Source organism: Eggerthia catenaformis OT 569 = DSM 20559, assembly GCF_000340375.1.
Classification (GTDB): Bacteria; Bacillota_I; Bacilli_A; order Erysipelotrichales; family Coprobacillaceae; genus Eggerthia; species Eggerthia catenaformis.
Genome location: NZ_KB446646.1, coordinates 381,711 through 405,283 on the forward strand (window position 1 = coordinate 381,711; position 23,573 = coordinate 405,283).

19 protein-coding genes are annotated in these 23,573 nt (G+C 29.8%); 18 read left to right on the plus strand and 1 reads right to left on the minus strand.

The features are described from left to right. Genes HMPREF9943_RS01800 through HMPREF9943_RS01835 form a run of 8 tightly spaced genes read left to right on the plus strand, consistent with a single transcriptional unit; the run spans position 1 to position 9,182 of the window. Positions 1–999: an NAD-dependent epimerase/dehydratase family protein gene (locus HMPREF9943_RS01800; RefSeq protein ID WP_004801513.1), complete on the plus strand. Its 999-nt coding sequence runs from the start codon at positions 1–3 to the stop codon at positions 997–999. Further along, positions 996–2,033: a DegT/DnrJ/EryC1/StrS family aminotransferase gene (locus HMPREF9943_RS01805; RefSeq protein WP_004801515.1), complete on the plus strand. Its 1,038-nt coding sequence runs from the start codon at positions 996–998 to the stop codon at positions 2,031–2,033. Before HMPREF9943_RS01800 ends, HMPREF9943_RS01805 begins: the two co-directional genes overlap by 4 nt. Positions 2,034–2,042: 9 nt before the next feature. Next, positions 2,043–3,185, plus strand: a complete 1,143-nt coding sequence (locus tag HMPREF9943_RS01810) for an ATP-grasp domain-containing protein (RefSeq protein WP_004801516.1) — start codon at positions 2,043–2,045, stop codon at positions 3,183–3,185. A gap of 2 nt (positions 3,186–3,187) precedes the next feature. After that, the gene (locus HMPREF9943_RS01815) at positions 3,188–3,550 is read left to right on the plus strand and encodes an EamA family transporter (protein WP_004801519.1); all 363 of its coding nucleotides are present in this window, start codon (positions 3,188–3,190) and stop codon (positions 3,548–3,550) included. Then, positions 3,543–3,896, plus strand: a complete 354-nt coding sequence (locus tag HMPREF9943_RS01820; protein ID WP_004801521.1) for a DMT family transporter — start codon at positions 3,543–3,545, stop codon at positions 3,894–3,896. Before HMPREF9943_RS01815 ends, HMPREF9943_RS01820 begins: the two co-directional genes overlap by 8 nt. A gap of 22 nt (positions 3,897–3,918) precedes the next feature. Further along, the gene (locus HMPREF9943_RS01825; RefSeq protein WP_004801522.1) at positions 3,919–6,573 is read left to right on the plus strand and encodes a YfhO family protein; all 2,655 of its coding nucleotides are present in this window, start codon (positions 3,919–3,921) and stop codon (positions 6,571–6,573) included. A 4-nt stretch (positions 6,574–6,577) separates the two neighbouring features. Further along, complete coding sequence (locus HMPREF9943_RS01830; RefSeq protein WP_004801523.1) at positions 6,578–7,537, plus strand: glycosyltransferase; 960 nt, start codon at positions 6,578–6,580, stop codon at positions 7,535–7,537. After that, on the plus strand, positions 7,521–9,182 hold the full coding sequence (locus HMPREF9943_RS01835) for a hypothetical protein (protein WP_004801524.1): 1,662 nt from the start codon (positions 7,521–7,523) through the stop codon (positions 9,180–9,182). The genes HMPREF9943_RS01830 and HMPREF9943_RS01835 overlap by 17 nt, the downstream gene beginning before the upstream one ends. Positions 9,183–9,214: 32 nt before the next feature. On the opposite strand, the gene HMPREF9943_RS09630 is transcribed toward HMPREF9943_RS01835, so the two are convergent. Beyond that, positions 9,215–10,219 (minus strand): leucine-rich repeat protein, encoded by a 1,005-nt coding sequence (locus tag HMPREF9943_RS09630; protein WP_004801525.1) that lies wholly within the window; start codon positions 10,217–10,219, stop codon positions 9,215–9,217. A gap of 158 nt (positions 10,220–10,377) precedes the next feature. Here HMPREF9943_RS09630 and HMPREF9943_RS01845 point away from each other — a divergent pair, with 158 nt between their 5' ends. From HMPREF9943_RS01845 to HMPREF9943_RS01890, 10 genes are all read left to right on the plus strand, one after another. Beyond that, positions 10,378–12,147 (plus strand): NTP transferase domain-containing protein, encoded by a 1,770-nt coding sequence (locus tag HMPREF9943_RS01845; protein ID WP_004801526.1) that lies wholly within the window; start codon positions 10,378–10,380, stop codon positions 12,145–12,147. Further along, positions 12,144–12,854 carry a sugar phosphate nucleotidyltransferase gene (locus HMPREF9943_RS01850; RefSeq protein ID WP_004801528.1) on the plus strand — a complete coding sequence of 237 codons (711 nt, stop codon included), beginning with the start codon at positions 12,144–12,146 and terminating at the stop codon, positions 12,852–12,854. Before HMPREF9943_RS01845 ends, HMPREF9943_RS01850 begins: the two co-directional genes overlap by 4 nt. Positions 12,855–12,856: 2 nt before the next feature. Beyond that, entirely contained in the window at positions 12,857–14,380 is a 1,524-nt protein-coding gene (locus HMPREF9943_RS01855) for a BCCT family transporter (protein ID WP_004801530.1), read from the plus strand. A gap of 128 nt (positions 14,381–14,508) precedes the next feature. Further along, positions 14,509–15,420, plus strand: a complete 912-nt coding sequence (locus HMPREF9943_RS01860; RefSeq protein WP_004801532.1) for a sugar phosphate nucleotidyltransferase — start codon at positions 14,509–14,511, stop codon at positions 15,418–15,420. Positions 15,421–15,431: 11 nt separating this feature from the next. Beyond that, positions 15,432–17,087: a GH25 family lysozyme gene (locus tag HMPREF9943_RS01865; protein ID WP_004801534.1), complete on the plus strand. Its 1,656-nt coding sequence runs from the start codon at positions 15,432–15,434 to the stop codon at positions 17,085–17,087. Between the two features lie 102 nt (positions 17,088–17,189). After that, positions 17,190–18,206 (plus strand): hypothetical protein, encoded by a 1,017-nt coding sequence (locus HMPREF9943_RS01870; RefSeq protein ID WP_004801536.1) that lies wholly within the window; start codon positions 17,190–17,192, stop codon positions 18,204–18,206. 511 nt (positions 18,207–18,717) lie between these two features. Then, positions 18,718–19,380, plus strand: coding sequence for an acyltransferase (locus HMPREF9943_RS01875; protein ID WP_004801538.1), 663 nt, complete (start codon positions 18,718–18,720; stop codon positions 19,378–19,380). A gap of 104 nt (positions 19,381–19,484) precedes the next feature. Continuing rightward, positions 19,485–20,906, plus strand: a complete 1,422-nt coding sequence (locus HMPREF9943_RS01880) for a radical SAM/SPASM domain-containing protein (RefSeq protein ID WP_004801540.1) — start codon at positions 19,485–19,487, stop codon at positions 20,904–20,906. Between the two features lie 352 nt (positions 20,907–21,258). Further along, positions 21,259–22,443: a CDP-glycerol glycerophosphotransferase family protein gene (locus HMPREF9943_RS01885; protein WP_004801542.1), complete on the plus strand. Its 1,185-nt coding sequence runs from the start codon at positions 21,259–21,261 to the stop codon at positions 22,441–22,443. Between the two features lies 1 nt (position 22,444). Continuing rightward, the gene (locus tag HMPREF9943_RS01890; protein ID WP_004801543.1) at positions 22,445–23,533 is read left to right on the plus strand and encodes a CDP-glycerol glycerophosphotransferase family protein; all 1,089 of its coding nucleotides are present in this window, start codon (positions 22,445–22,447) and stop codon (positions 23,531–23,533) included. Positions 23,534–23,573: the final 40 nt, after the last annotated feature.

Below are 23,573 nucleotides of genomic sequence, written 5' to 3' on the forward strand. Positions count from 1 at the left end.
ATGATTTTAGTTATTGGGGCAACTGGATATATAGGAAGATATTTATGTCCGTATTTAAAAGGTAAAGGATACGATATATTAGCTTTAGGAAGATCAGAGAAAGGTAAGAAATTTCTTGAAAAAAGGAATATTAAGTTTAAATACTTTGATTTAGATAATGATAAAGCTTTTGACGGTATTGACGCATCTAAAGTAGAAGCTATTATTGATTTGTCAGCTTGTTTAGCTGAACTAGAGACACCTGTTCAGAAGTTTTTTGATGTTAATACATTAGGTGTATACAAAACATTGGAATACGCTAGAAATAATGGAATTAAGAAAGTAGTTATTACATCTTCTCATAAAGTGTATAATGATGTTTATAAGGATATTATTTCTGAAGAAGATCCGATATCATTTACAGGAGATCATTCGCCTTATATTATTTCTAAGATTGCTGCTGAAAACTTTATAACATACTATAATAAAGATTTTAAAATGAATGCTGTTGCATTAAGGCTGACAGGTGTACATGGATATGGAGAAATATTGGGAAGCTTAAAGACAGATGGATCATATAAAAAGAGCAGTTTTGAAATATTTTTTGAAAAAGCTATTAAAGGTGAATCTATAGAGATATGGGGAGATCAATCTATAAAAAGAGATCATGTTTATATTAAAGATGTTTTAAAAGCAATTGAAGCTGCTGTTAATGTAAAAGAGGCAAAAGGTATCTATAATATTGCCTCAGGAGTAGGATACTCACAATATGAAGAAGCTCTAGCTTTGGCTAAAGTGTTTGCAGAAGATAAAGTTTCTCAAGTAATTTTAGTTCCTGAAAAAAAGGGTCTTCCTAGAGGTTATGTTTATAGTATTGAAAAGGCAAAAAAAGAGCTTCATTGGGAACCTCAATATGCTGATTTAGAAGATATGTTGACTGATTATAAAAAAGAATGGATATCAAAAGAATATCATAATTTTCATCAGTTTAAAGAAGAAGATAAGCCACTAACATTATGATAGATATATTAAATATTAAAAAGAATCATTTGTTTATAAGCAGAGCTGCTACAGGAATATATTTAATATTAAGGTATCAAAATATAGAGAATAAAAAAATACTTATTCCTGGAAATATTTGTTATGCTGCTGTTTATCCGATTATTTATAGCAGTAATATACCGGTATTTTGCGATACAGATAATTTAGGAAATGTAAGTTATGATATTTTTATAAGTAGTATTAAAGAATGTAAGGCAGCTATCATTCCTCATATGTATGGAAATCCCAATCAGGATATAATTAGGATTGCAGAATATTGTAAAAAACATCATATATTACTTATTGAAGATTGTGCTTCTTCAATGGGAGCAGTACTAGATCATAAATTTTGTGGTACTTGGGGAGATTATAGTTTATTTAGTACAGGATATTCAAAGACAATAGATTTAGGATATGGAGGAATTATTGTTTCTAATAATGATTTATCATCTATAGATCAGGCATATAAAAGCCTTCCGGTTAAAAATGCTGAGACTGATGTTAATGATGCTTTCTTCTCAAAATTATATAGACTTATAAGAAATAATAAAAACCAGTCTATATCACCTTTTATATGGGCAGGATTAAGAAATAATTTAAAGAACATTTATATACACTATACAGATTTAAAAGATTATCAGGTTAAATTATCTAAGCAATTAATATCTCTTCAGGAGAATATAGATGAAAGGATTAGAAAAGCACATCTTTATCGGTCAGCTATTCATATTAATGAGAATATAAAACATTATTCATTTAATAAAGGTGCTGTTCCATGGAGATATATTTTATTTGTTAATCCACATTTCAAATATAATTTTATTAATTATTTACTTAAAAATAATGTTCCGGTAAGTGACTGGTATCCTAATGTTACAGAAATTTTTGGAAATAAGATTTCTTTATTAAATATAGATTTAATAGAATGTTCTATTATTAATTTACCGATTACTATTGAAGATAGTGAGATTATAAGAATTATAAATATTATCAATAAGTATAAGTTTATATAGGGGGATAATATGAAAAAACTGGCAATTATAGGAGCATCCTATCTACAGCTTCCATTAATTAAGAAAGCAAAAGAAATGAAATTGGAAACCCATGTTTTTGCTTGGGCAGCTAATGATGTAGGAGAAAAAGAAGCCGATTATTTTTATCCGATCAGTATTATAGAGAAAGAAAAAATATTAAAGAAATGTCAGGAAATAAGTATTGATGGTATCTGTACTATTGCTTCTGATTTGGCAGTTATTACGGTTAATTATGTTGCCTCTGTAATGAATTTGCCGGGTAACAGTATGGAATGTACAGAGCTTTCTACTAATAAGCATTTAATGAGACAGGCATTCTTTTTAAATCATGATCCTTCTCCTAAGAGTTTATTGGCAGCAGGCATTGATGATTTAAAAGATATATCATTAGATTATCCGGTTATCGTAAAACCGATAGATAGATCAGGAAGCAGAGGCATTACGAAGCTGGAGTCTTCAGAAGGATTAAAAGAAGCGATTGAAGATGCTAAAAAACAAGGCTTTGATAAGCATGTCTTAGTAGAGGAATATGTATCAGGACAGGAATATAGTATTGAATGTATTTCCAATAATGGAAAGCATCATTTTCTAGCTGCTACTAAGAAATATACAACCGGAACACCTCATTTTATTGAAACCGGACATCTTGAACCTGCACCATTAAGTGATGAGCTGCTAGAGAAAATAAAGAATAGTGTATTTCATGCTTTAGATTCATTAAAAATTAAAAATGGTGCTTCTCATAGTGAGCTCAAGATATCTGATACAGGAGATATTAAGATTATTGAAATAGGTGGCAGAATGGGAGGAGACTTTATTGGCAGTACACTTGTAGCTTCTTCCACCGGCATTGACTTTGTAAGAGGGGTTATTGATATTGCTTTAGGAAATCCGATTGATTTAAAGCCTATGTACACCGGCTGTCCAACAGGAATTAGATTTATTTTTACTGATCAGGATCTTAAAGTATTAGAAGAGTTAAAGAAAGATGATCATATTGTTTTAGTAGATAGTGAAGTACATATTATCAAAGAAGGAACTGTCACAGACAGTTCTACCAGATTTGGATATTATATATTTAAGGCAAAGAGAATAGAAGATTTAGAGAAGTATCTTCCTAAAGGAGAATGATAATGAATAAATCAACAGTTAAAACTTTAATCTTATTACATTTGATGCTGATGATTTATTCATTAAGCGGAATATGTTCAAAAATGGCTTCTAAGCAGACGTTTTTAAGTATCCCTTTTATTCTTTATTATGGAGCTATTATTCTTCTTTTAGGCTTTTATGCAATAGGATGGCAGCAGATTATTAAAAGACTGCCTCTTACTACAGCTTTCTCCAATAAAGCTGTTACGGTTGTATGGGGATTAGTATGGGGAGTTTTATTCTTTCATGAATCTATTACATTAGGTAAGATTATAGGGATTATACTTATTATCAGCGGTATAGTTATTTTTGCTTCATCAGATCAGGAGGAAACAAATGAATAGTACAGTTATTTTTTATTCATGTTTTCTTTTGTTAGGCGTATTTGTAAGTGCTATTTCTCAGGTTATGTTAAAAAAAGCATCACAAAAGAATTATGATAGTTTTATTCAGGAATATACTAACCCATTAGTATTCTTTGCTTATGTATTATTTGTAGGGACTACCTTTTTATCAATCTTGGCTTATAAAGGCATTCCTTTATCAATGGGGCCGGTATTAGAAGCAACAAGCTATATTTATGTAACATTCTTTGGTGTTAAAATATTTCATGAAAAGATTAATAAACAAAGAATAATAGCATTAGTATTGATTATTTCAGGAATCATTGTTTTCTCATTATTAGGATAGTATAAACAGAAAGGAGCATTTTATGTTAAAAATAATAAAGAAACATAAAAAATTTCTTTTTATATATACTTTAATTTTTTTAATACTATTTCTATTAAATATTCAATTCTGGTTTATAAAATATAATAAATCATTTATATGGAAATATGATGGTCTGGAACAGCAGTTTACAGGTTTTATCTATGTAGGAAAATGGATAAGAACAGTATTCTCAAATATTTTTATTCATCATCAGTTTACTATTCCTTTATGGGATCTGTCTATTGGATATGGCAGTGATGTCATGTCAACACTCTGTGATTACTTCTATGATCCATTTAATTATTTATCGGCATTTATATCACCATTATATGCTGAATATCTTTTTGATTTTTTAATAGTATTAAGATTATATTTGACAGGTCTTTCTTTCTATGCTTTTTGTTTTTATAAGAAACATAGCTATAAAGCATCATTATTAGGATCTGTTTTATATGTCTTTGCTCCGGCAGTCATGATTGTATTCAAACAGCCAAATTTTATTAACTTATTTATATATTTTCCACTTATCATGCTAGGATGTGAAAAATTATGGTATGAAAAGAAAGGAACTTTATTATTTATTAGTTTTCTTTTAACAACAATCTATAATTTTTATTTTTCATATATGATTTCTATAATGATTGTTGTCTATGCAGTTATTAACTTTATATTTATAGAAAAAGAGAAAACAGGAAAAAGATTTATAGAGCTTTTTAGACAGTTTAGCTATCATTGTGGCTTAAGTGTTAGTGCAGGACTGGTATTATATCTTCCTGTTATTATGAATTTAATGAATACCAGCAGATTATCTTATCAAAGAAAATTATTTTTCTTCTTTCGATTTGATAAGATACAGACTTATTTCACCTATTATTTCTTATCTTATGATACAGGAACAGATGCTATCTTGGGATTTTCTATTCTTACATTAGTAAGTATTATGGTATTAATGCTAAGAAAAGGCTATAAAGATCTTAAACTATATTATATCTTACTTACAGTCAGTCTTTTTTCAGCACAGATCAGCAGTTTATTTAATGGCTTTAATTATCCGGCTTATCGTTGGAATTTTGCTTATCAGTTTTTAATATCTTATATTATGGTTGTAACATTTAATAAACTGTTTGAATTAAGTAAGAAAGAAATTCTTATCATTATTTCTTTTTTTACAGGATATCTTATCTTATTCTCTCAAACTAAAAATTATCAGTTTAATGTCTTTCTTTATCATTATAGAGTAGTATTCTCAATACTATTCATTTTATGTATAAGTCTTTTCTTTATCGTGACACTAATTAAAAAAATTCCAAAGACTCTTAAAGAGAATCTTATTATTATGTTGTTTTCATTATCTACAGTTATTAATTCAACAGTTTGCTTTAGTGCTAGAATGTCTTCACTGGTAACAAAAGAAGTTAATAGAGGAAAAGCATTTTCTCTTTTGACAGAAAGCAAAAAGATTCTTCATGAGATTAAAGATAAGAAAGATTACCGATATGATGAAATAGGTACAAATAGATATAGAAATGCCGGTATGATAGAATCTCTAAACAGTTATGATTTCTATTATAGCTATTATAATGAGAATATTGATCATTTTCATAAATCTATCGGATTAACTAACAGTTCGTTTAGTTTTACATATGCCGGATTAGGATATCTCTCTTACCTTCACTTATTAAATGGAACAAAGTATATTATTACTCCATCTGATTATAAGAAGATGAACCCTTATCCTTATAACAGACTGATCAGAAAAGAAAAGAACTATCATCTTTATCAGTCATCAATAGATACATCAATAGCTCATTTCTTTACTCATAATATCAATGAGCAGGATTATGATTTATTCAATGAATTTGAAAGATATCAGATATTGACTCGGGCAATTGTATCTAAAGAAAAGAGTGATTATCAAAAAACTCAAAAGAATTATGAACAAATGAATTATCAGACTCTATTTAATAACAGTTCTTCTTATAAAGATTCTATTTATAAGGCGAACTGGGATAATGCTTCTGTTGATTTCAAGTTTAAAGAGATTAGGAATCGGACTCTTTATCTTCAGATAAAGGATCTTGATGTGATATCAGAATGGATACAGTCATATAGAATTAAAATAGAAGGATATTATCGGGGCAAGAAAATTGATAATATCAATGAGTATATTGATTCACAAACAATTCGTTCAAATCTTTATGGTCATAAGCATAATTGGCTTATGAGTCTTGGTATGATGACAGGTATTGATACAATACGTATTATTTTTCCTTATAGGGCTCAATATAAGATATCTTCCTTAAATCTTTATACAAAATCAAAGGAACAGACAAATAAAGATATCAGTCATCTGGATTGTACAAATATTGATTTTCACTATGATACAAATAGGCTTAGTATTCATACAAATAAAGATCAGGATGGCTATTTATATGTGGCAGTACCATATGATAAGAATTGGCAAGCCTTTATAGATGGTAAGAAAACTGACATATTAAAAGCAAATAAAGCTTTTATGGCAGTGAAATTACCGAAGGGCAGACATACTATATTATTTAAATATCATCAGAAAGAATTATTTATTGCTTTCTTTGGTTCAATAGGTATAGTGTGTTTATATGTGATATTAAATAGAATGACAGGAAAAAGGAATTAGAGGTATGGATGGCGAGAAAATAAGTTTTATTATTCCTTGTTATGGGGGAGAAGAAAGTATAAAAGAAGTGATTAATGAAATAGATCAGGTTATCTCTATGTCATCATATGACTATGAAGTAATAGCTGTTAATGATTGTTCACCGGATCATGAATGGGATATGATTCAACAGGCAGCTCAGAAAAATCATCATGTGACCGGTATTAATCTTTCAAAAAATGGTGGCAAGGATAATGCGATTATATGTGGTATGAGCTATGTAAAAGGAGACTATATAGTCATTATTGATGATGATTTACAGTGTCCTGTAGATCATCTTTTTGAACTGATGGAACCTCTTATAAATGAGAATTATGATGTATCAATCGCAAAATATAAAGAAAAGAAAGAAAGCAAATTTAAGCGTTTCGGTTCTAAAGTTAATGATATGATGGTTAATCTTTTTTTGCAGAAAGATAAAAATCTTGTTTTATCTAACTTTGTAGTGATGAAAGCCTATATCAAAGATGAGATCCTTCATTATAAGAACCCTTATACTTATTTGGATGGATTATTAATCAGAAGCACAAGATATATTAAGAATGTATTATTAGAAGAAAGAGAAAGACCTTATGGTAAAGGGAATTTCACTTTCTATAAATCTTTTCAGATGTGGATTAATGGCTTAACTTCATTTTCAGTCAAGCCATTAAGATTTACAACAATACTGGGATTTATCTTTGCTTTTATAGGGGCTATTTTGGTTTTATATACTGTTTTTAGAAAGATTTTTATTGGTGGAGTAGAGATAGGATTTAGTTCATTATTCTCTATTAATCTGATTATTGGCGGTATTATTATGATTATGTTAGGTATAATCGGAGAATATATTGGAAGAATATATATCTGTTTAAATAATTCACCTCAGTATGTTGTTAAGGAAGTTATTAAAAAGGAGAAATCTCAAAGTGAAGATATTTCATAAAATAGAAAAGAAATATTTTATCATTTTGGGTATATGTGTAGTATTCTTTTTAGGTTATCTCTTACTGGGTAGAATATTTTATGAAGAAAATGATGACTTTGCTTTGAATCTTATTGCGAACGGAACATATACACCACATAGTGAATATTTAGTTTTTAATAATATTATCTATGGTTATATTTTGAAAATTCTTTATAAGATTACAGGACGTGTGAATTGGTATTTATTTGTAATGCTTTTTATGAATTTTGTTTCTATTACTCTGTTATGCTTAATGGTTTCTAAGAAAACTATTCTTCCAATATCAATCGGATTAACAGTATTTATAAATATCTTATTGGACTATGATTTTTATAATTGTCTTCAGTTTACTAAGAATGCTGCCTTATATAGTATGATTGGCTTCTTAATTCTTTATTTTGTAATGATTGAAGATATATCTAAGAAAATGATACCAATAGGTATAATACTCATGATATTAGGTGCGTTAGTTCGTTTTGATAGTTTTAAAGCGGTTCTTCCGTTTGGATTATGTTTACTCATTGTTGAAATGTTTGGGAGTCCTATTAAAAAATATTTAAAAAAGCTAATACCTCTAGGTATATCATTATTAATGATATTCAGTTTTCAAATGTTTCATGAATATTTTTATAATTCTCAACCGGAATGGAATTATGCTCTTCAATATAATCATCAAAGAAGCTTACTGTTAGATTATGGAGTACCTCCTTATGAAGAGAATAAAAAGCTATATAAAAGCCTTGATATTGAGTTACTTGATTTAAATATGCTTAAAAGCTGGGCATATTCAGACTTTGATAAATTTACTCTTAAACGATTAGAAATGATTAATAATAATAAGAAAGCGGTTAGTTATGATTTAAGTCTTATTACTAAAAGTTTTTCTAATATTTATGCTGCTATTAGAAATCATTTATTACCGGCAATGTGGCTGATCGGCTTATTAGTTTTATTATTTTTGGATACAAAATCCTGCTTTTTATACCTGCTTTTAAGTGGTGTTATATGTGCAGAATATATACTATTAAGTTCCGTTAATAGAGTAATATGGCGTGTTGTCTATATGATTTGGTTATCTTTTTTTATAATTTTTTATCCTTTTATTTTGAATAGATATTCTAAAAAAATAAATGATCTCTCTTTTGATAAAACTTATAAAAAATATGTTTATTATGTAATCATTCTTTGTTTGCTAGTAAGTAATGGATTAAATCTGCTGTCAAATACTTTTAATGATAAAGATTTGGGTAAAGATTATTTTTTATTTTTTCATAATATCAAACAACAAAAAGATAAGGTTTATGTTGCTGATGCACTTACATTTGGTTGTATAGCTCCGGCAACTAAGATATACAGAATTAATAGGCGGTATAAAGATGTTTATAGAAATACTCTTTTTTTAGGGGGATGGTCTGTACCTTCACCGCTTAATAATAGAATAGATAAGAGTATTTTAAAAAATCCTGTCAAATCATTAATAAAATCAGATGTTTATTTTGCTTGTAACAGTGGCAGTAAAGATACAATATTGAAATACCTGCAAAAAGAATACAGTAAAAAGGTTAAAATAAAATATATAGAAACAATAGAAAATATTCAAATCTGGAAATATTATATTGACTAACTAAAAAAGAAGATCATTATGATCTTCTTTTCTTATCTTGTTTTATTCCATTCTCCGTTAGAATTAACATGATATCTGCCGATCCATGTATTTGCCGCCATTTCACCGCTGCCTTTTAAGAAATACCATTTATTCTTAATCTTTTGCCAGCCTGTCAGCATAGCGCCGGAATCACCAAGATAATACCATTTGTTTTCAGATTTAATCCAGCCTGTCAGCATTTTTCCATCATTATTAAAGAAATACCATTTATTGTTTATTTTTTGCCAGTTATATACTAAACCGGAATCATAAGAGTAATACCATCTATCCTGATTATTCTTTCTATCATTAATCCAGCCGGTCTGTAAGAAATTATCTTTATTAAAATAATACCATTTCTTATTAATATAATGCCATGCTGTTTTATTAATACCGTTTTTGTTTCCGGCAAATTCAATATCTGTTTCATGATCAGTATACTTTCCTTCCTTCTTTAGAGTATACTGCCACTTATAACCGACATGAATCCATCTGTAAGGAAGATGATTAAAAGTATTAATATTCAGTTTCAGCTGAGTGTTCCCAAAATGAATAGAACCGGGTAAAGATTTACAGTTTTCAAAAGCATATTCTCCTACTTCAGTAACAGAAGATGGAATTGTAATTGAGTTAAGTTTCATACAATCTCTGAAAACTGATTCATGGATTTCTTTTAAAGTAGAAGGCAATTCTACTTTTTCCAAGTTCTTACAGCGAGCAAAAGCGACATCCCGGATTATTTTAATACCATTTTTTAATACAACAGTTTTAATAGTTTGATTTCCTGCAAAAGCAAATGCACCGATTACAGTTACCTTTTTACCTTCAATTGTATTCGGTACTACTACATTCTCGTTTTTGTTATCTTTAAATTTGTCAATAGTAACAGTATTGTCATTATTGACAGTATATTCCCATTTATTGTCATGGGCATAAGTTTCTATAGACGATAAAGTAAAGATCCCGCTTAACATTGAAATACACAGTATTGATTTGAAAGTTTTCCTTAAATTCATTTATTTTATTACCTCCTAGAAAATTTTCTTTGATATTCTAACAAATAATACTTATTAATGCAATAGAAATGATTAAATATAAAATGAAGATAATAAGTTTGTTGATTTTATTAAGATATATGGGTATAATGTTCATATAAATAAGGAAGTGAAATATAATGAACAAGCATATTTTAGATGTTTTTAAACAAATAGTCATTCATAAAATAATAACGCAAAGGCAAATAGCTGTTAATGAGAATCTTTCGATTGGAATGGTTAATAAATGTATTAAATATTTAAGAGATAATGATTTTATAGATAAATACAGTAAGATTACTGCTAAAGGAAGCCACCTTTTAAAAGTATCTAAGCCTAAAAATGCGATTATATTAGCATCCGGTTATGGGATGAGGATGGTTCCTATTAATACAGAAGTCTCTAAAGGAATGCTGGAAATTCATGGTGAACCTCTTATTGAAAGACTTATCGGACAGTTAAAAGAAAAAGGCATTAATGATATTTATATTGTTGTTGGATTCTTAAAAGAACAGTATGAATATTTGATTGATAAATATAATGTTTACCTTATTGTGAATGACTGCTATTCTATAAAGAATAATCTTTATTCATTATCATTGGCTACTACTTATATAGATCATAGTTATATTATCCCCTGTGATATGTATGCTTATGAAAATCCATTTTCAGAATATGAGCTTTATTCATGGTATATGGTAAGTGACGAGACGAAACTATCATCAGATGTGAGAGTTAATAAAAAAGGTGAAATTGTTAGAATAAAAGCACATGAAAGAGGTCAAGATATGCTGGGAATTGCTTATCTTGATAAAGATGCATCTTTAGCGGTTAAAAGGAAATTAAAAGAATATTCGGAAAGCAATGAGTATGATCAGGATTTCTGGGAAAAGACCTTAGTTAATCATGATAAATATCTTGTTTATGCGAATGTTGTAGATCATTTAAAATATGTTGAAATTAATACCTATGAACAGTTAAGAGAATTGGATGAAAACTCTAATCAACTGAATACGGAGGCTATTTCTATTATTAAGGAATCATTACATGCAGAAGATAAAGATATTAAGAATATAACTGTCTTAAAGAAAGGCATGACAAATAGATCTTTCTTGTTTGAATGCCGTGATGAAAAATATATTATGAGAATTCCCGGAGAAGGAACTGATCAGCTTATTAATAGATTACAGGAAGCTGATGTTTATCATACGATAGAAAATAAAGGGATATGTGATAATAATATTTATTTAAATCCTCAGAACGGCTATAAGATCACAAAGTTTATCAATCATTCAAGAAACTGTGATCCTTCTAATGAGGATGATGTGAAGAAATGTATGAAGAAACTTAAGAAGTTTCATGATATGAATTTGCAGGTTTCTTATTATTTTGATATTTTTAAGCAGATTGATTTTTATGAAAGTCTCCGAGATAATCAAAAATCAGCATATAAAGATTATCTGACTACTAAAGAACATGTTTTTGAGTTAAAAGAGTATATAGATAAGCATGTTCAAAAGAAATGCTTAACTCATATTGATGCAGTATGTGACAACTTTATGTTTTCTACAGATGAAAAAGGACATGAGAAGATTGATCTTATTGATTGGGAATATGCGAGTATGCAGGATCCTCATGTAGATATTGCAATGTTCAGTATTTATGCTTTTTATGATAAACAACAGATAGATCATCTGATAGATATATATTTTAGTAATCAGTGTGATAAAACTGATAGAATCAAGATATATGCTTATGTATCGGCTTGCGGATTATTATGGAGTAATTGGTGTGAATATAAGAGAAATATCGGTATTGATTTTGGAGAATACTCTTTAAGACAATATCGTTATGCAAAAGACTATTATAAAATTGTAAAAAATGAATTGGAGAAGAGGAATAGAATTTGAATACTGTAAAAAGAGCTATTATAATGGCTGCCGGTCTTGGTATGAGACTACAGCCATTAACACTGGTAACACCTAAACCTTTAATTAAGGTTCATGATGAACCGATGATTGAAAATGTGATTAAGGGATTATATGCTCAAAATATAAATGAGATTTATATTGTATGCGGATATTTAAAAGAGCAGTTCTATTATTTGGAAGAGAAGTATACGGGAATTGTGATTATAGAAAATCCTTATTACAAGACTTGTAATAACATTTCATCACTTTATGTGGCAAGAGATTATTTGGAAGAAGCGATGATCTTGGACGGTGATCAGATAATATTAAATAATGATGTTCTCAGTCCTCAGTTTAATCTTTCCGGATATAATGCGATTTATACTGATAAGATCACTGATGAATGGCTGATGCAGATTAATGAGAAAGAAGAAGTGATCAGCTGCTCTCGTACAGGCGGTCAGAAAGGATGGCAACTATATAGTGTTTCCAGATGGACTAAGGATGATGGCAGAAAGCTGAAGAAACATCTGGAAATAGAATTTGAAAAAGGCAATACACAGATTTATTGGGATGATGTTGCAATGTTCTGTTATCCTGATGAATATAAATTAGGTATTTATAAAATGAATAAGAATGATGTGATTGAAATAGACAGCATTGAGGAATTAAAAGCGATTGATTATTCGTATAGGGGAAGGATATAGTTATGGAAAAGGAAAAATTAAGCAAACAGATAGATTGGTTTTCAATTGTTGTTCCATTGATAGGAGTTGTTGGATTATGTCTTATTTTTATGCTGATACCTGATCAATCGAAAATTATATTAGAAAAAGTAAGAGGCTTTATCGGAAATGATCTGGGACTCTATTATGCTCTTTTAGGAGTAGGGATATTCGGATCAACGCTTTATATGGCTTTTTCAAAGTTTGGTAATATTAAATTGGGTAATCTTAAAAAACCTGAGTATTCATCATTTGCCTGGGGAACAATGATTTTTACATCTACAATGGCGGCAGATATATTATTCTATTCATTATGTGAATGGGCATTATATGCTAATGAAGGATATATACAGGAATTGGGAGGAGTTCAGAAATGGGCTTCTACATTTCCTTTATTTCATTGGGGTCCTATTGCCTGGAGCTTCTATATTGCTTTAGCTGTTGCTTTTGGCTTTATGCTTCATGTCAGAGGACGAAATAAGCAGAAATTCTCAGAAGGCTGTCGGCCTTTATTAGGAAAGAAGGTAGATGGCTTTTTTGGAAAAGTTATTGATTTAATTGCAATCTTTGCTTTAATCGCCGGTACGGCTACAACTTTTTCCCTTGCAACACCATTATTATCACAAGCTATTTCAAAAATCTTTCATATTCCTAATGGCAGATTTCTCACAATCGGTATCTTAATACTTATTGCAATTGTCTATACTGTAACAGTTCTTTTAGGAATGGAAGGTGTTTCTAAATTAGCTGTTTATTGCACATACTTATTCTTTGGTTTACTTGTTTATTTCTTATTCTTAGGCGGAGAAACAAGATATATTTTAGAAACCGGATTCAGTGCTATGGGTAATATGATTCAAAATTTTACCGGTCTGGTGACTAATATGGATCCTTTAAGAAAAACATCATTTCCGCAAAACTGGACTATTTATTATTGGGCATACTGGATGGTATGGTGTGTTGCAACACCGTTCTTTGTGGGTAAGATATCAAAAGGAAGAACAGTTCGAAATACTGTTTTAGGAGGATACAGCTGGGGTCTGGCAGGTACTTTTACTTCTTTTATTGTCTTAGGAAACTATGGCTTAGCTCAGCAGTTGAAACATGGTGTAGATGTTGCCGGCTTTATTGCTAAGGGAGGCAGCTATTCAGAGGCTATTATGAAGATTTTTGATACATTGCCTTTGCCGGCATTGGGACTATTGTTATTAGTAATCACAATGATTGCTTTTTACTCTACAACTTTTGATTCAATCACAATGGTTATTTCTTCCTATTCATATAAGAAGCTTGATACAGATAAAGAACCGGATAAACGTATTCGTACTTTCTGGTCTGTTATGTTTATTCTTTTTCCTATCGCATTAATATTTGCTGAAAATTCTATGTACAGCTTACAATCTGTTTCTATCATAGCTGCTTTTCCGATAGGTATTATTATCATTATTATTGTTGCTTCTTTCTTTAAAGATGCTAAGTCTTATCTTCAGGAAAACGAGAAAGAATAGCTAAGTATCTCTTATTCGTATGAGTAAGAGATTTTTTTCTTGCTCGGCTGATAAAATATTGTTATTATGAGGGTGGTTTCCATTCATAAATATGATAGACTGATAAAAGAAATAAAGGAGTATATAATATGAAAACAACATTAGTAATTATGGCAGCCGGTATCGGTTCAAGATTTGGTGGCGGGATTAAACAGTTAGAACCTGTTGGTATGCATGATGAGATTATCATGGATTATTCTATTCATGATGCTATAGAAGCGGGATTTAATAAGATTGTCTTTATTATTCGTAAAGATATTGAGAATGATTTTAAAGAAAGAATAGGAAATCGTATTGAGAATGTAGCTAAAAAAGCGAATGTAGAAGTCGCTTATTGCTTTCAGGCATTAGATAATCTTCCATCAGGATATAAAGTGCCGGAAGGAAGAAATAAGCCTTGGGGAACAGGACAGGCTGTCTTAGCTGCTAAAGAACTTGTTCATGAACCATTTATTGTAATTAATGCTGATGACTATTATGGCAAACAAGCATTTGTATCATTGCATGCATTTTTAGAGGAAGGTCATGATGCTTATGAATTTGCAATGGCAGGATTTATCCTGAAGAATACATTAAGCGATAATGGCGCAGTTACCAGAGGAATATGTGAAGTTAATGGTCAGGGCTATTTAACTGATATTTGTGAAACATCAAATATTATAAAGACAGCAACAGGAGCATCAGTTGAAGGAAAAGATATTGATGCTAATAGTTATTGTTCTATGAATACATGGGCTTTAACACCTGAATTTATGAATGTATTGGAAGAACAGTTTACCGGTTTCTTAAATAATCTTTCTAATCCGTTAAAGGATGAATATTTATTACCAACAATTATTGGTAATTTATTAGATGAAAAGAAAGCGACAGTTAAAGTATTGGAAACAAAGGATAAATGGTTTGGAGTTACTTATAAAGAAGACAAACAGACAGTAGTAGATAGTTTTAAGTATCTGATTGAAACAGGTGTTTATAAAGAAGATTTATATAGTGATTTATAAGGAGAGCCGGTTTGAAAAAGATTTTAGCAATTATTGTAAGCTTAACCGTTGTTTTTTCGGTCATTTTACCTGCTTATGCAAGAAGCGGTCATTGGAAAGAAAATAAGATTGGCTGGTGGTATCAGTATGATGATGGAACATGGGTTCAAGGATCATTTTTAAAAATAGGGTATCATACATTTTATTTTAATAAGAAAGGATATGCAGTTAAAGGATGGCATTTCATAGATAATAACTGGTATTATTTTGATGATAACTGTTATATGCTTAAAGGAAAACAATCTATTAAGAGTTTATCTTTTCTATTTGATAATGAAGGTAAATTAGTTAATCAGAGTACTTCTTATCAGGGTGCTGTAGGAACAACAGTCAAAGCTTATAAGGCTTTTAATGACCCTTTATTAGCTGTTTTAGATAATGCTCATTTCAGTACTGATAAGTATCATGTTTGTCAGACAGATAAGGAAGGTTTACTTATGCCTACCGGAAAAGGTTATGCAACAGTGACTGTTAAAGGAACCTTAAACGGTTATTCTTTTAGTAAGAAATATGGTGTAAGCATTACTTCATCATCAGCTAAAATAGGTGCTGATTTCTCAGCTTATCAGGGAAATATTGATTTTAATAAGGTTAAGAAATCAGGTATACAGTATGTTATTTTACGTGGAGGACATGGTTTTCATACAACGGGTAATTTAATAGATGGAGTGGATAGAAAAATCTATGATAATCTAAAGCTTGTTTCTGATGCTAAGATGAATTTCGGGCTTTACTGGTATTTAGATTCTTCTACTGCTGATAAGATCTCCATACAGGATTCTATTGATCAGGCTAATAAGCTAGTTAATATCTTAGATCATAATAAATCTTATTTATCTAAGATGGTTTATCCTATTTATCTTGACTTGGAAACTAATCAGTTAGTAAAAGGCATACCTGCTTCAAAGAGAGCATCTTATTTAGAAAGTATTGTTAAAGCTTTTATAGATGTTCTTCATGCTCATAATTATAAAAATATTGGTATCTATGCAAATACAAACTGGTTTAAAAACTATATTAATAGTACTTATTTTACACAATTTCCAATCTGGCAGGCTCATTATAGCTTAGAAACATCTCAGCCTTCATTTATGATAGGCAATAAGCTTATTAAAGCTCATATGTATCAGACAGGATCAAGCTATTATATAGAGGGAGTCAATGGAAGAGTAGATTTGAATTATGATTATAGCACGCCTCTTACTATAAAACAGGCAGGATGGCATTATACCGGGAAATACTGGTATTATCTCAACACTCACAATCAGAGAGTTACAGGCTGGGTTCAATATAAGAATAAATGGTATTTTATGGATAAAGAAGGTATTATGCAGACAGGCTGGGTTAAGCCTAAAAAATCATGGTATTATCTTAATGATTCCGGCGCTATGCTGAGAGGATGGCAAAAGATTAAGAATAAATGGTATTATCTGGGTGACAGCGGAGCGATGTTGACAGGATGGCAGAAAATCAACAAGAAATGGTATTTCCTGGAAGACAGCGGTAAGATGTCATCTAACAGATGGATTGGCAATTACTATGTAACTGATAGCGGGGCAATGGCTGTTAGTACGTGGATTGGTAAATATCATGTAGATTCTAATGGTAAATGGAATAAGACACGTTAAAGATGCTTAGGCATCTTTTTTATTAAATAGAGTTATAAAATTTTAGTATAGAATACTTTATAGTATTTGCTATAATAAATATACAGTGAGAGGAGTTTTTAAATGGGAAGATTAATAATTTTAGGATTACTTTTATTTTTAGCTGTTTCATTTATTGCGATTTGCGTAGGCATGTATATTTATATGAAAAGAACAGTTAAAAATGGACAGACATTAATGGAAGAAACTGTTAATAAACAAACAAGAGAAAGTAAATTAAGTATTAAGGAAATATTGATATATCTTTCTATGATTATAGTTGCTGTATTATTTTCTTTATATCTGATGAGAAAACTGGGACACGGTTTTGCTCCGCTGGCAAGTGCTATTGTGACACCATTTGTTTTAGCTTTCTTTAATGCCAGAAGACGTACAGGAAGATCTGTATTTATATTTACAGTGACCGCCGTTTTAGCTTTATTTTTGTTTTTTGTTTATATATTTATTGATATTCCTCCTACTGTTCCTAATATTACTATAAATAATACAAAAATTACTCTAGCAAAGACAAAAGCATCTGATGTATTAAAAGACGGCTTTGATATATATGTTAATCAGAAAGATAATTATTATATAAGATATCAGGACTTATTAACTTCAGGAAAACTGAAAAAATATGAAATCAGTCAGAATATCTTAGTAAAAAAGGGCTTTAGGAGATATTATATGTCCGATTGTCTATATTATCTTGCTAAAGGTAATACGATAATTGGAAGTATTGGATTATATGGAGATTTAAATAAAGATACTCTTTTAAAAGATTGTCGGATAGTACATTTTTATTTAGATCAGGATTGTGTTCAAGTATTAAAAAGAAACTCTATATCATTTCAATTAAATGGAGTGAATCTACTTGATACTTTAAATATAGAGGTGTTAAGAAAAACATTTGGCAAGAAGCTATGGTCTGTTCCTAACAATCCTCAGGATATTACCCAGTTATATTATGGCATTAAGTGGACATCACACAGCAGTCATTTATTCTGGAATGAGTATTATTCATATATTCATTTTGATGAAAACAATAATATGACTTCTTTTGAAATGATGAGTGAAATAGCCAGAGACCGGAAAGAATAAAAAAGTAAGATTGATGATAAATTTATTATCTCCTGTTTTAGTATTCCTTTCTTATTAATAATGGGTTCATATAAAGTATATGCTCAAAGTAAGAAAGCATAAAAAGCGATTATTATTTATAAAGTTACAGGATGGTATCAACTGGAAAGTAAATGAAATATGATGATATATTAGTTTAATGCTTGAAGATGAATGATCTCTACCTGAAAAATATACTTATAGTAATTCAGAAGATATTTCTGGTAGAAATGATAATCTTTATGTTACTTTTGAATCAATATAAAAGCTATGAGAAAAATAAAAGTAAAGAATCCGACAGATAAGTTTTTAGTTATAAATATTGAGATATTTAAGTGGTTAAAAGCAAAGGAAAACAGTTGATATTGGAAGGGTAAGGATAAAAAATAGCTTCTAATAGAAAATACTTTATAGATAGAATCTTTTAAACATTAAAATTTATTCTTTTGTTTTTCTTTAATAGGCTTATAATAAAGCTAAGGAGATAGAGTGTATGTATACAATTAAAGAGTTATATGATTTAGATCATACCCTTGCAAAAGATTATTTGTCACAATTTACATATCCATGGGAAGCATTGAAAGGAATTAAGGATTTTATTATTTCTTTAGGTAAAACATTGGATAAAGATGAATATCAAGAGATTAAAGAACATGTCTGGGTTCATAAGACAGCTGTTATCTTTGATACAGCTTATTTAGGAGCACCATGTATTATTGGCAGGAATACTGAGGTAAGACAATGTGCTTTTATTAGAGGAAGTGCATTAGTAGGAGAAGATTGTGTTGTAGGGAATAGTACAGAATTAAAGAATGTTATTTTGTTTGATCATGTGCAGACACCACATTATAATTATATAGGAGATAGTATTCTGGGATACTATTCACATACAGGAGCCGGAGCGATTACTTCTAATGTAAAAAGTGATAAGAAGTTGATTGTGATTCATGATGGTCATCAGCATATTGAAACAGGATTAAAGAAGATTGGAGCAATGTTGGGAGATTATGTAGAAGTAGGATGTAATTCAGTACTCAATCCGGGGACTGTTATTGGTAGGCATTCTAATGTTTATCCAACTTCCTGTGTGAGAGGTGTTATCCCTGAGAATTCTATTTATAAGAATAATGGAAATATTGTTGTTAAGAGATTATAGAAATATAATCTTTTTTTATATCATTTATTTGATTTGACATTAAAAATAATGGGAGTACAATATATTATATAAAAATGACTATTAGTCATTTTGAGGAGGGATGTATGATGACCGTGCTAAGCAATGTATCTCATAGTGTGGAAAGAAAAGTTATGAGTGGTATTATTGATAAGGTATTAAAGGGATTAGAGAAGGATAGAGAGAAGGAATTCTTAAAGATTGTAGATATTGCTAAAAGATTTTATGGAGATGGCTTTAGTGATGAGAATTATGAAAATATTAAGAATGCGATTAAAGATCCTGATAATAGATGGATAAAGTTTATTAATAGAGTTATTGATGAAAGTGATCAGAATGTTTTAAAAATGACTGCTTTAAATCTTGGCTATGAAGCATTTTTAAGAGGAACAAAGATGATCAGAGAGAATCGAAAGAAATATCACTGTAATATACCGTGGTTGATTCTTTTTGATCCAACAGATGCCTGTAATATGCATTGTGTGGGATGTTGGAGCGGTACTTATGGACATAAGCATAATCTTAGTTTTGAAGATATGGATAAGATAGTGACACAAGGTAAAGAATTAGGTGTATATCTTTATATGATGACAGGCGGAGAACCGTTAGTTAGAAAGAAAGATATCTTAAAGCTTGCTGAGAAACATCATGACTGTTATTTTTCTATCTATACAAATTCTTCATTAATAGATGAGAAATTTTGTCAGGATGTTGTCAGACTAGGAAATATTACTTTTCAATTATCTATTGAAGGAACACCGGAAACAAATGATTCAAGACGAGGAAATGGGCATTATGATGCAGTTATGAATGCTATGGATTTATTAAAGAAATATGGTATTATCTTTGGTACATCTATCTGTTATACAAAAGCAAATATAGAAGCTGTGACTAATGATGACTTCTTAAATATGATTGCTGATAGAGGAGCAAGATTTGGCTTCTATTTCCATTATATGCCGGTAGGCAATAATGCTGCGGTAGAATTGTTACCAACTTGCCACCAAAGAGAATATATGATTAACCGTATTCGTTATATCCGTTCAGATCAGTGTCAGATAGGATTCTTCCCGATGGATTTCCAGAATGATGGAGAATATGTAGGAGGGTGTATTGCCGGAGGAAGAAACTATTTCCATATTAATTCAGCAGGTGATGCAGAGCCATGTGTATTTATTCATTATTCTAATACTAATATTCATGAGCATTCTATTTTAGAAATGCTTCAGAGTCCATTGTTTATGGCATACCATCAGGAACAGCCCTTTAATAAAAATCATTTAAGACCATGTCCGATGCTTGAAAATCCGGAGATATTAAAAAGATTGGTTCATCAGACACATGCTCATGATACAAATTATGAAGCGGCTGAATCAGTAGAACATTTATGCGAGAAATGTTATGATTATGCTCAAAATTGGAAAGCTCCAGCTGATGAAATCTGGAATTCAGAAGTTCATAAAAAACCACGTTATGAAAACTATGCACCGGATAGACAAATTCATTAAGGATCTGCGGATCCTTTTTTTGTAAGCATAATTGCAATATAGATAGGTATAAAGGATAAAGTGAAAAACAGATTTTCCTGAACTTCACTAGATTGACTAATATTATGTATCTTTTAATGGTATCCAAATATAAGCGATCATTACTTGTGTACCTATATTTGGCTTACTGAGAACAGTTATAACTGTTTTTAGAGAAGATTCTTAATTGTGTTGACTTAGAGAAATCAGCTAATAATGAGTCAGGAAGATTTATTTTGGGAATATGAAAGGAAAAACAAAAAATGGTAGTATTTATTTCCTTGAAAGCTAAGTACTAAACATTTATAATGAATATGGTTTCCGGGAGGATATTATGAAACAAGTTAAGCAATTCATTAGTAAAACAATTAAGCTTATCTATAAGCTGTTATATAAATTGATCCCTATAGATTCTCATATGATTCTTTTTATTTCTTTTCATGGAAGAGGATACTCGGATAATCCGATGGCATTGCATCAATATCTTATCAATTATCCTGAATATAAGGATTATAAGCTTATTTATGCGATTAAGAATCATAAAAAAAAGAACTTATCTATTCCGGGAAATACAAAGGTTATAGAGTACTTTAGTATACCTTATTTCTTTTATCTTGCTAGAGCAAAGTACTGGTTTGTTAATTGTAAGCTTCCTAAATATGTTTTAAAGAAAGATAATCAGGTTTATTTACAGACATGGCATGGTACACCGTTAAAGAAATTAGCACATGATATTGATGTGCCTGATGATACTACATTTTATCGTAGCGGCATGAATTTTGAAGAAATGGCAAATACTTATGATAATGATGTTTCTAAATATAATTATATGATATCTCCATCTCACTTTACGACGGAAGTTTTTCAGACAGCTTTTCAGATTAATAAAGAAAGATTGATTGAAACCGGATATCCTAGAAACGATATCTTATCTAATTATACTAAGGAAGATATTGTCAGAATTAAACAACAGATGCATCTTCCGTCAGATAAAAAAATTATTCTTTATGCACCGACATGGCGTGATAATTCTTTTAATATGCAGGGCTATACTTTTAATCTTGAAGTAAATTTTAAGAAATGGTATGAGATTTTAAAAGAGGATTATATTGTGATTTTTAAGCCTCATTATTTAATTGTAAATGATTTTGATCTGACAGGATTAGAAGATTTTGTTTATTATGTAGATCCTATTGTAGATATCAGTTCCTTATATCTGATTTCAGATCTTCTTATTACTGATTATTCAAGTGTATTCTTTGATTATGCGATCTTAAAAAGACCGATTTATTTCTATATGTATGATTTAGAAGATTATCGTGACGCCTTGCGTGGCTTTTATTTAGATATTTATCATGATCTTCCCGGTGATATTATAGAAGATGAAGATATTTTATTAGATAAGATAAAGAATAGTATCTATGATTATTCAAAACAGAGTCTATTTAATCAGAGATTTAATAATAATGAAGACGGTCATGCTTCATCTCGTGTAATAGATATTGTCTTAGGTGATTAATATGGGACTTAAAAAGATAATCTTAAATATTATACTTTCTTTTATGAATCTTTTTGTTAAGCCATTAAAGATTAAAAAGAACCGCATAGCTTTTATTTCATTAGAATCAGATCACTTAGAATCAGATCTTAAGCTGATTTATGATCAGCTTAAGAATAAAGAATATGATTTAAAGACGGTTCTTATTCATTATAATAAGAAATCATTAATTACTAATTTTCTTTATATGATAAATACTATTCATCAGTTATTTGTGATTAATACAAGTGCTGTAGTTCTGATTACCGATAATAATTATGTGATTGCCAAGTTTAAGAAACCGGGTGTAAAAGTTATAGAATTATGGCATGCCGCCGGAGCGATTAAAAAGTTTGGCAATGTGATTAAAAGAGAGTATCCAATCAGAAATTATGATTATGTTATTAGTAATAGTGAATACTGGAAAGAGCCTTATAGCAAGGCATTCTCTGTAGATAAAGAGAATGTTAAGGTGTTGGGTATGCCAAGAGTAGATCATTTATCTGATTTAGAATATCTGAAAACAACAAGAAGAAAGATGTTTGATAAATATCCTTATCTTAAGGATAAGAACATTATTCTTTATGCTCCTACGTTTAGAGGTAATCTTTATGAAGGATTTAGAAGTGTGTCGTTAGATGCTTTAAGACTTATTGAGTCATTTGATGAAAATACAATACTGCTTTATAAGTTTCATCCTTTACTGCTTGATACCTCATTGCCTGATCATTCTCGTATTATCAATATGAATCATGAAGATACACATGATTTATTTACTGTCTCAGACTGCCTGATTTCGGACTTTTCTTCCATTATTTTTGATTATTCATTATTGGATAAGCCAATGTATTTCTATGTTCCCGATTTGGAAGATTATTTTAAAGATGTCGGTGTCTTTGTAGATTACCGAAAGACGATGCCGGGTGCTATCTGCTATGATACAGATGAATTGATAAAAGCATTAAAAAGTCAGGATAGATATGATATTAAATCATTTAGTGATTTATTTTTTACTTATAGAGATGGTAAAAATATAGATAGAGTGATTGAGTTTATAAAAAGCATCTTATGATGCTTTTTTCATATTTTGATGTTTTTTTATTTGTTAAAAA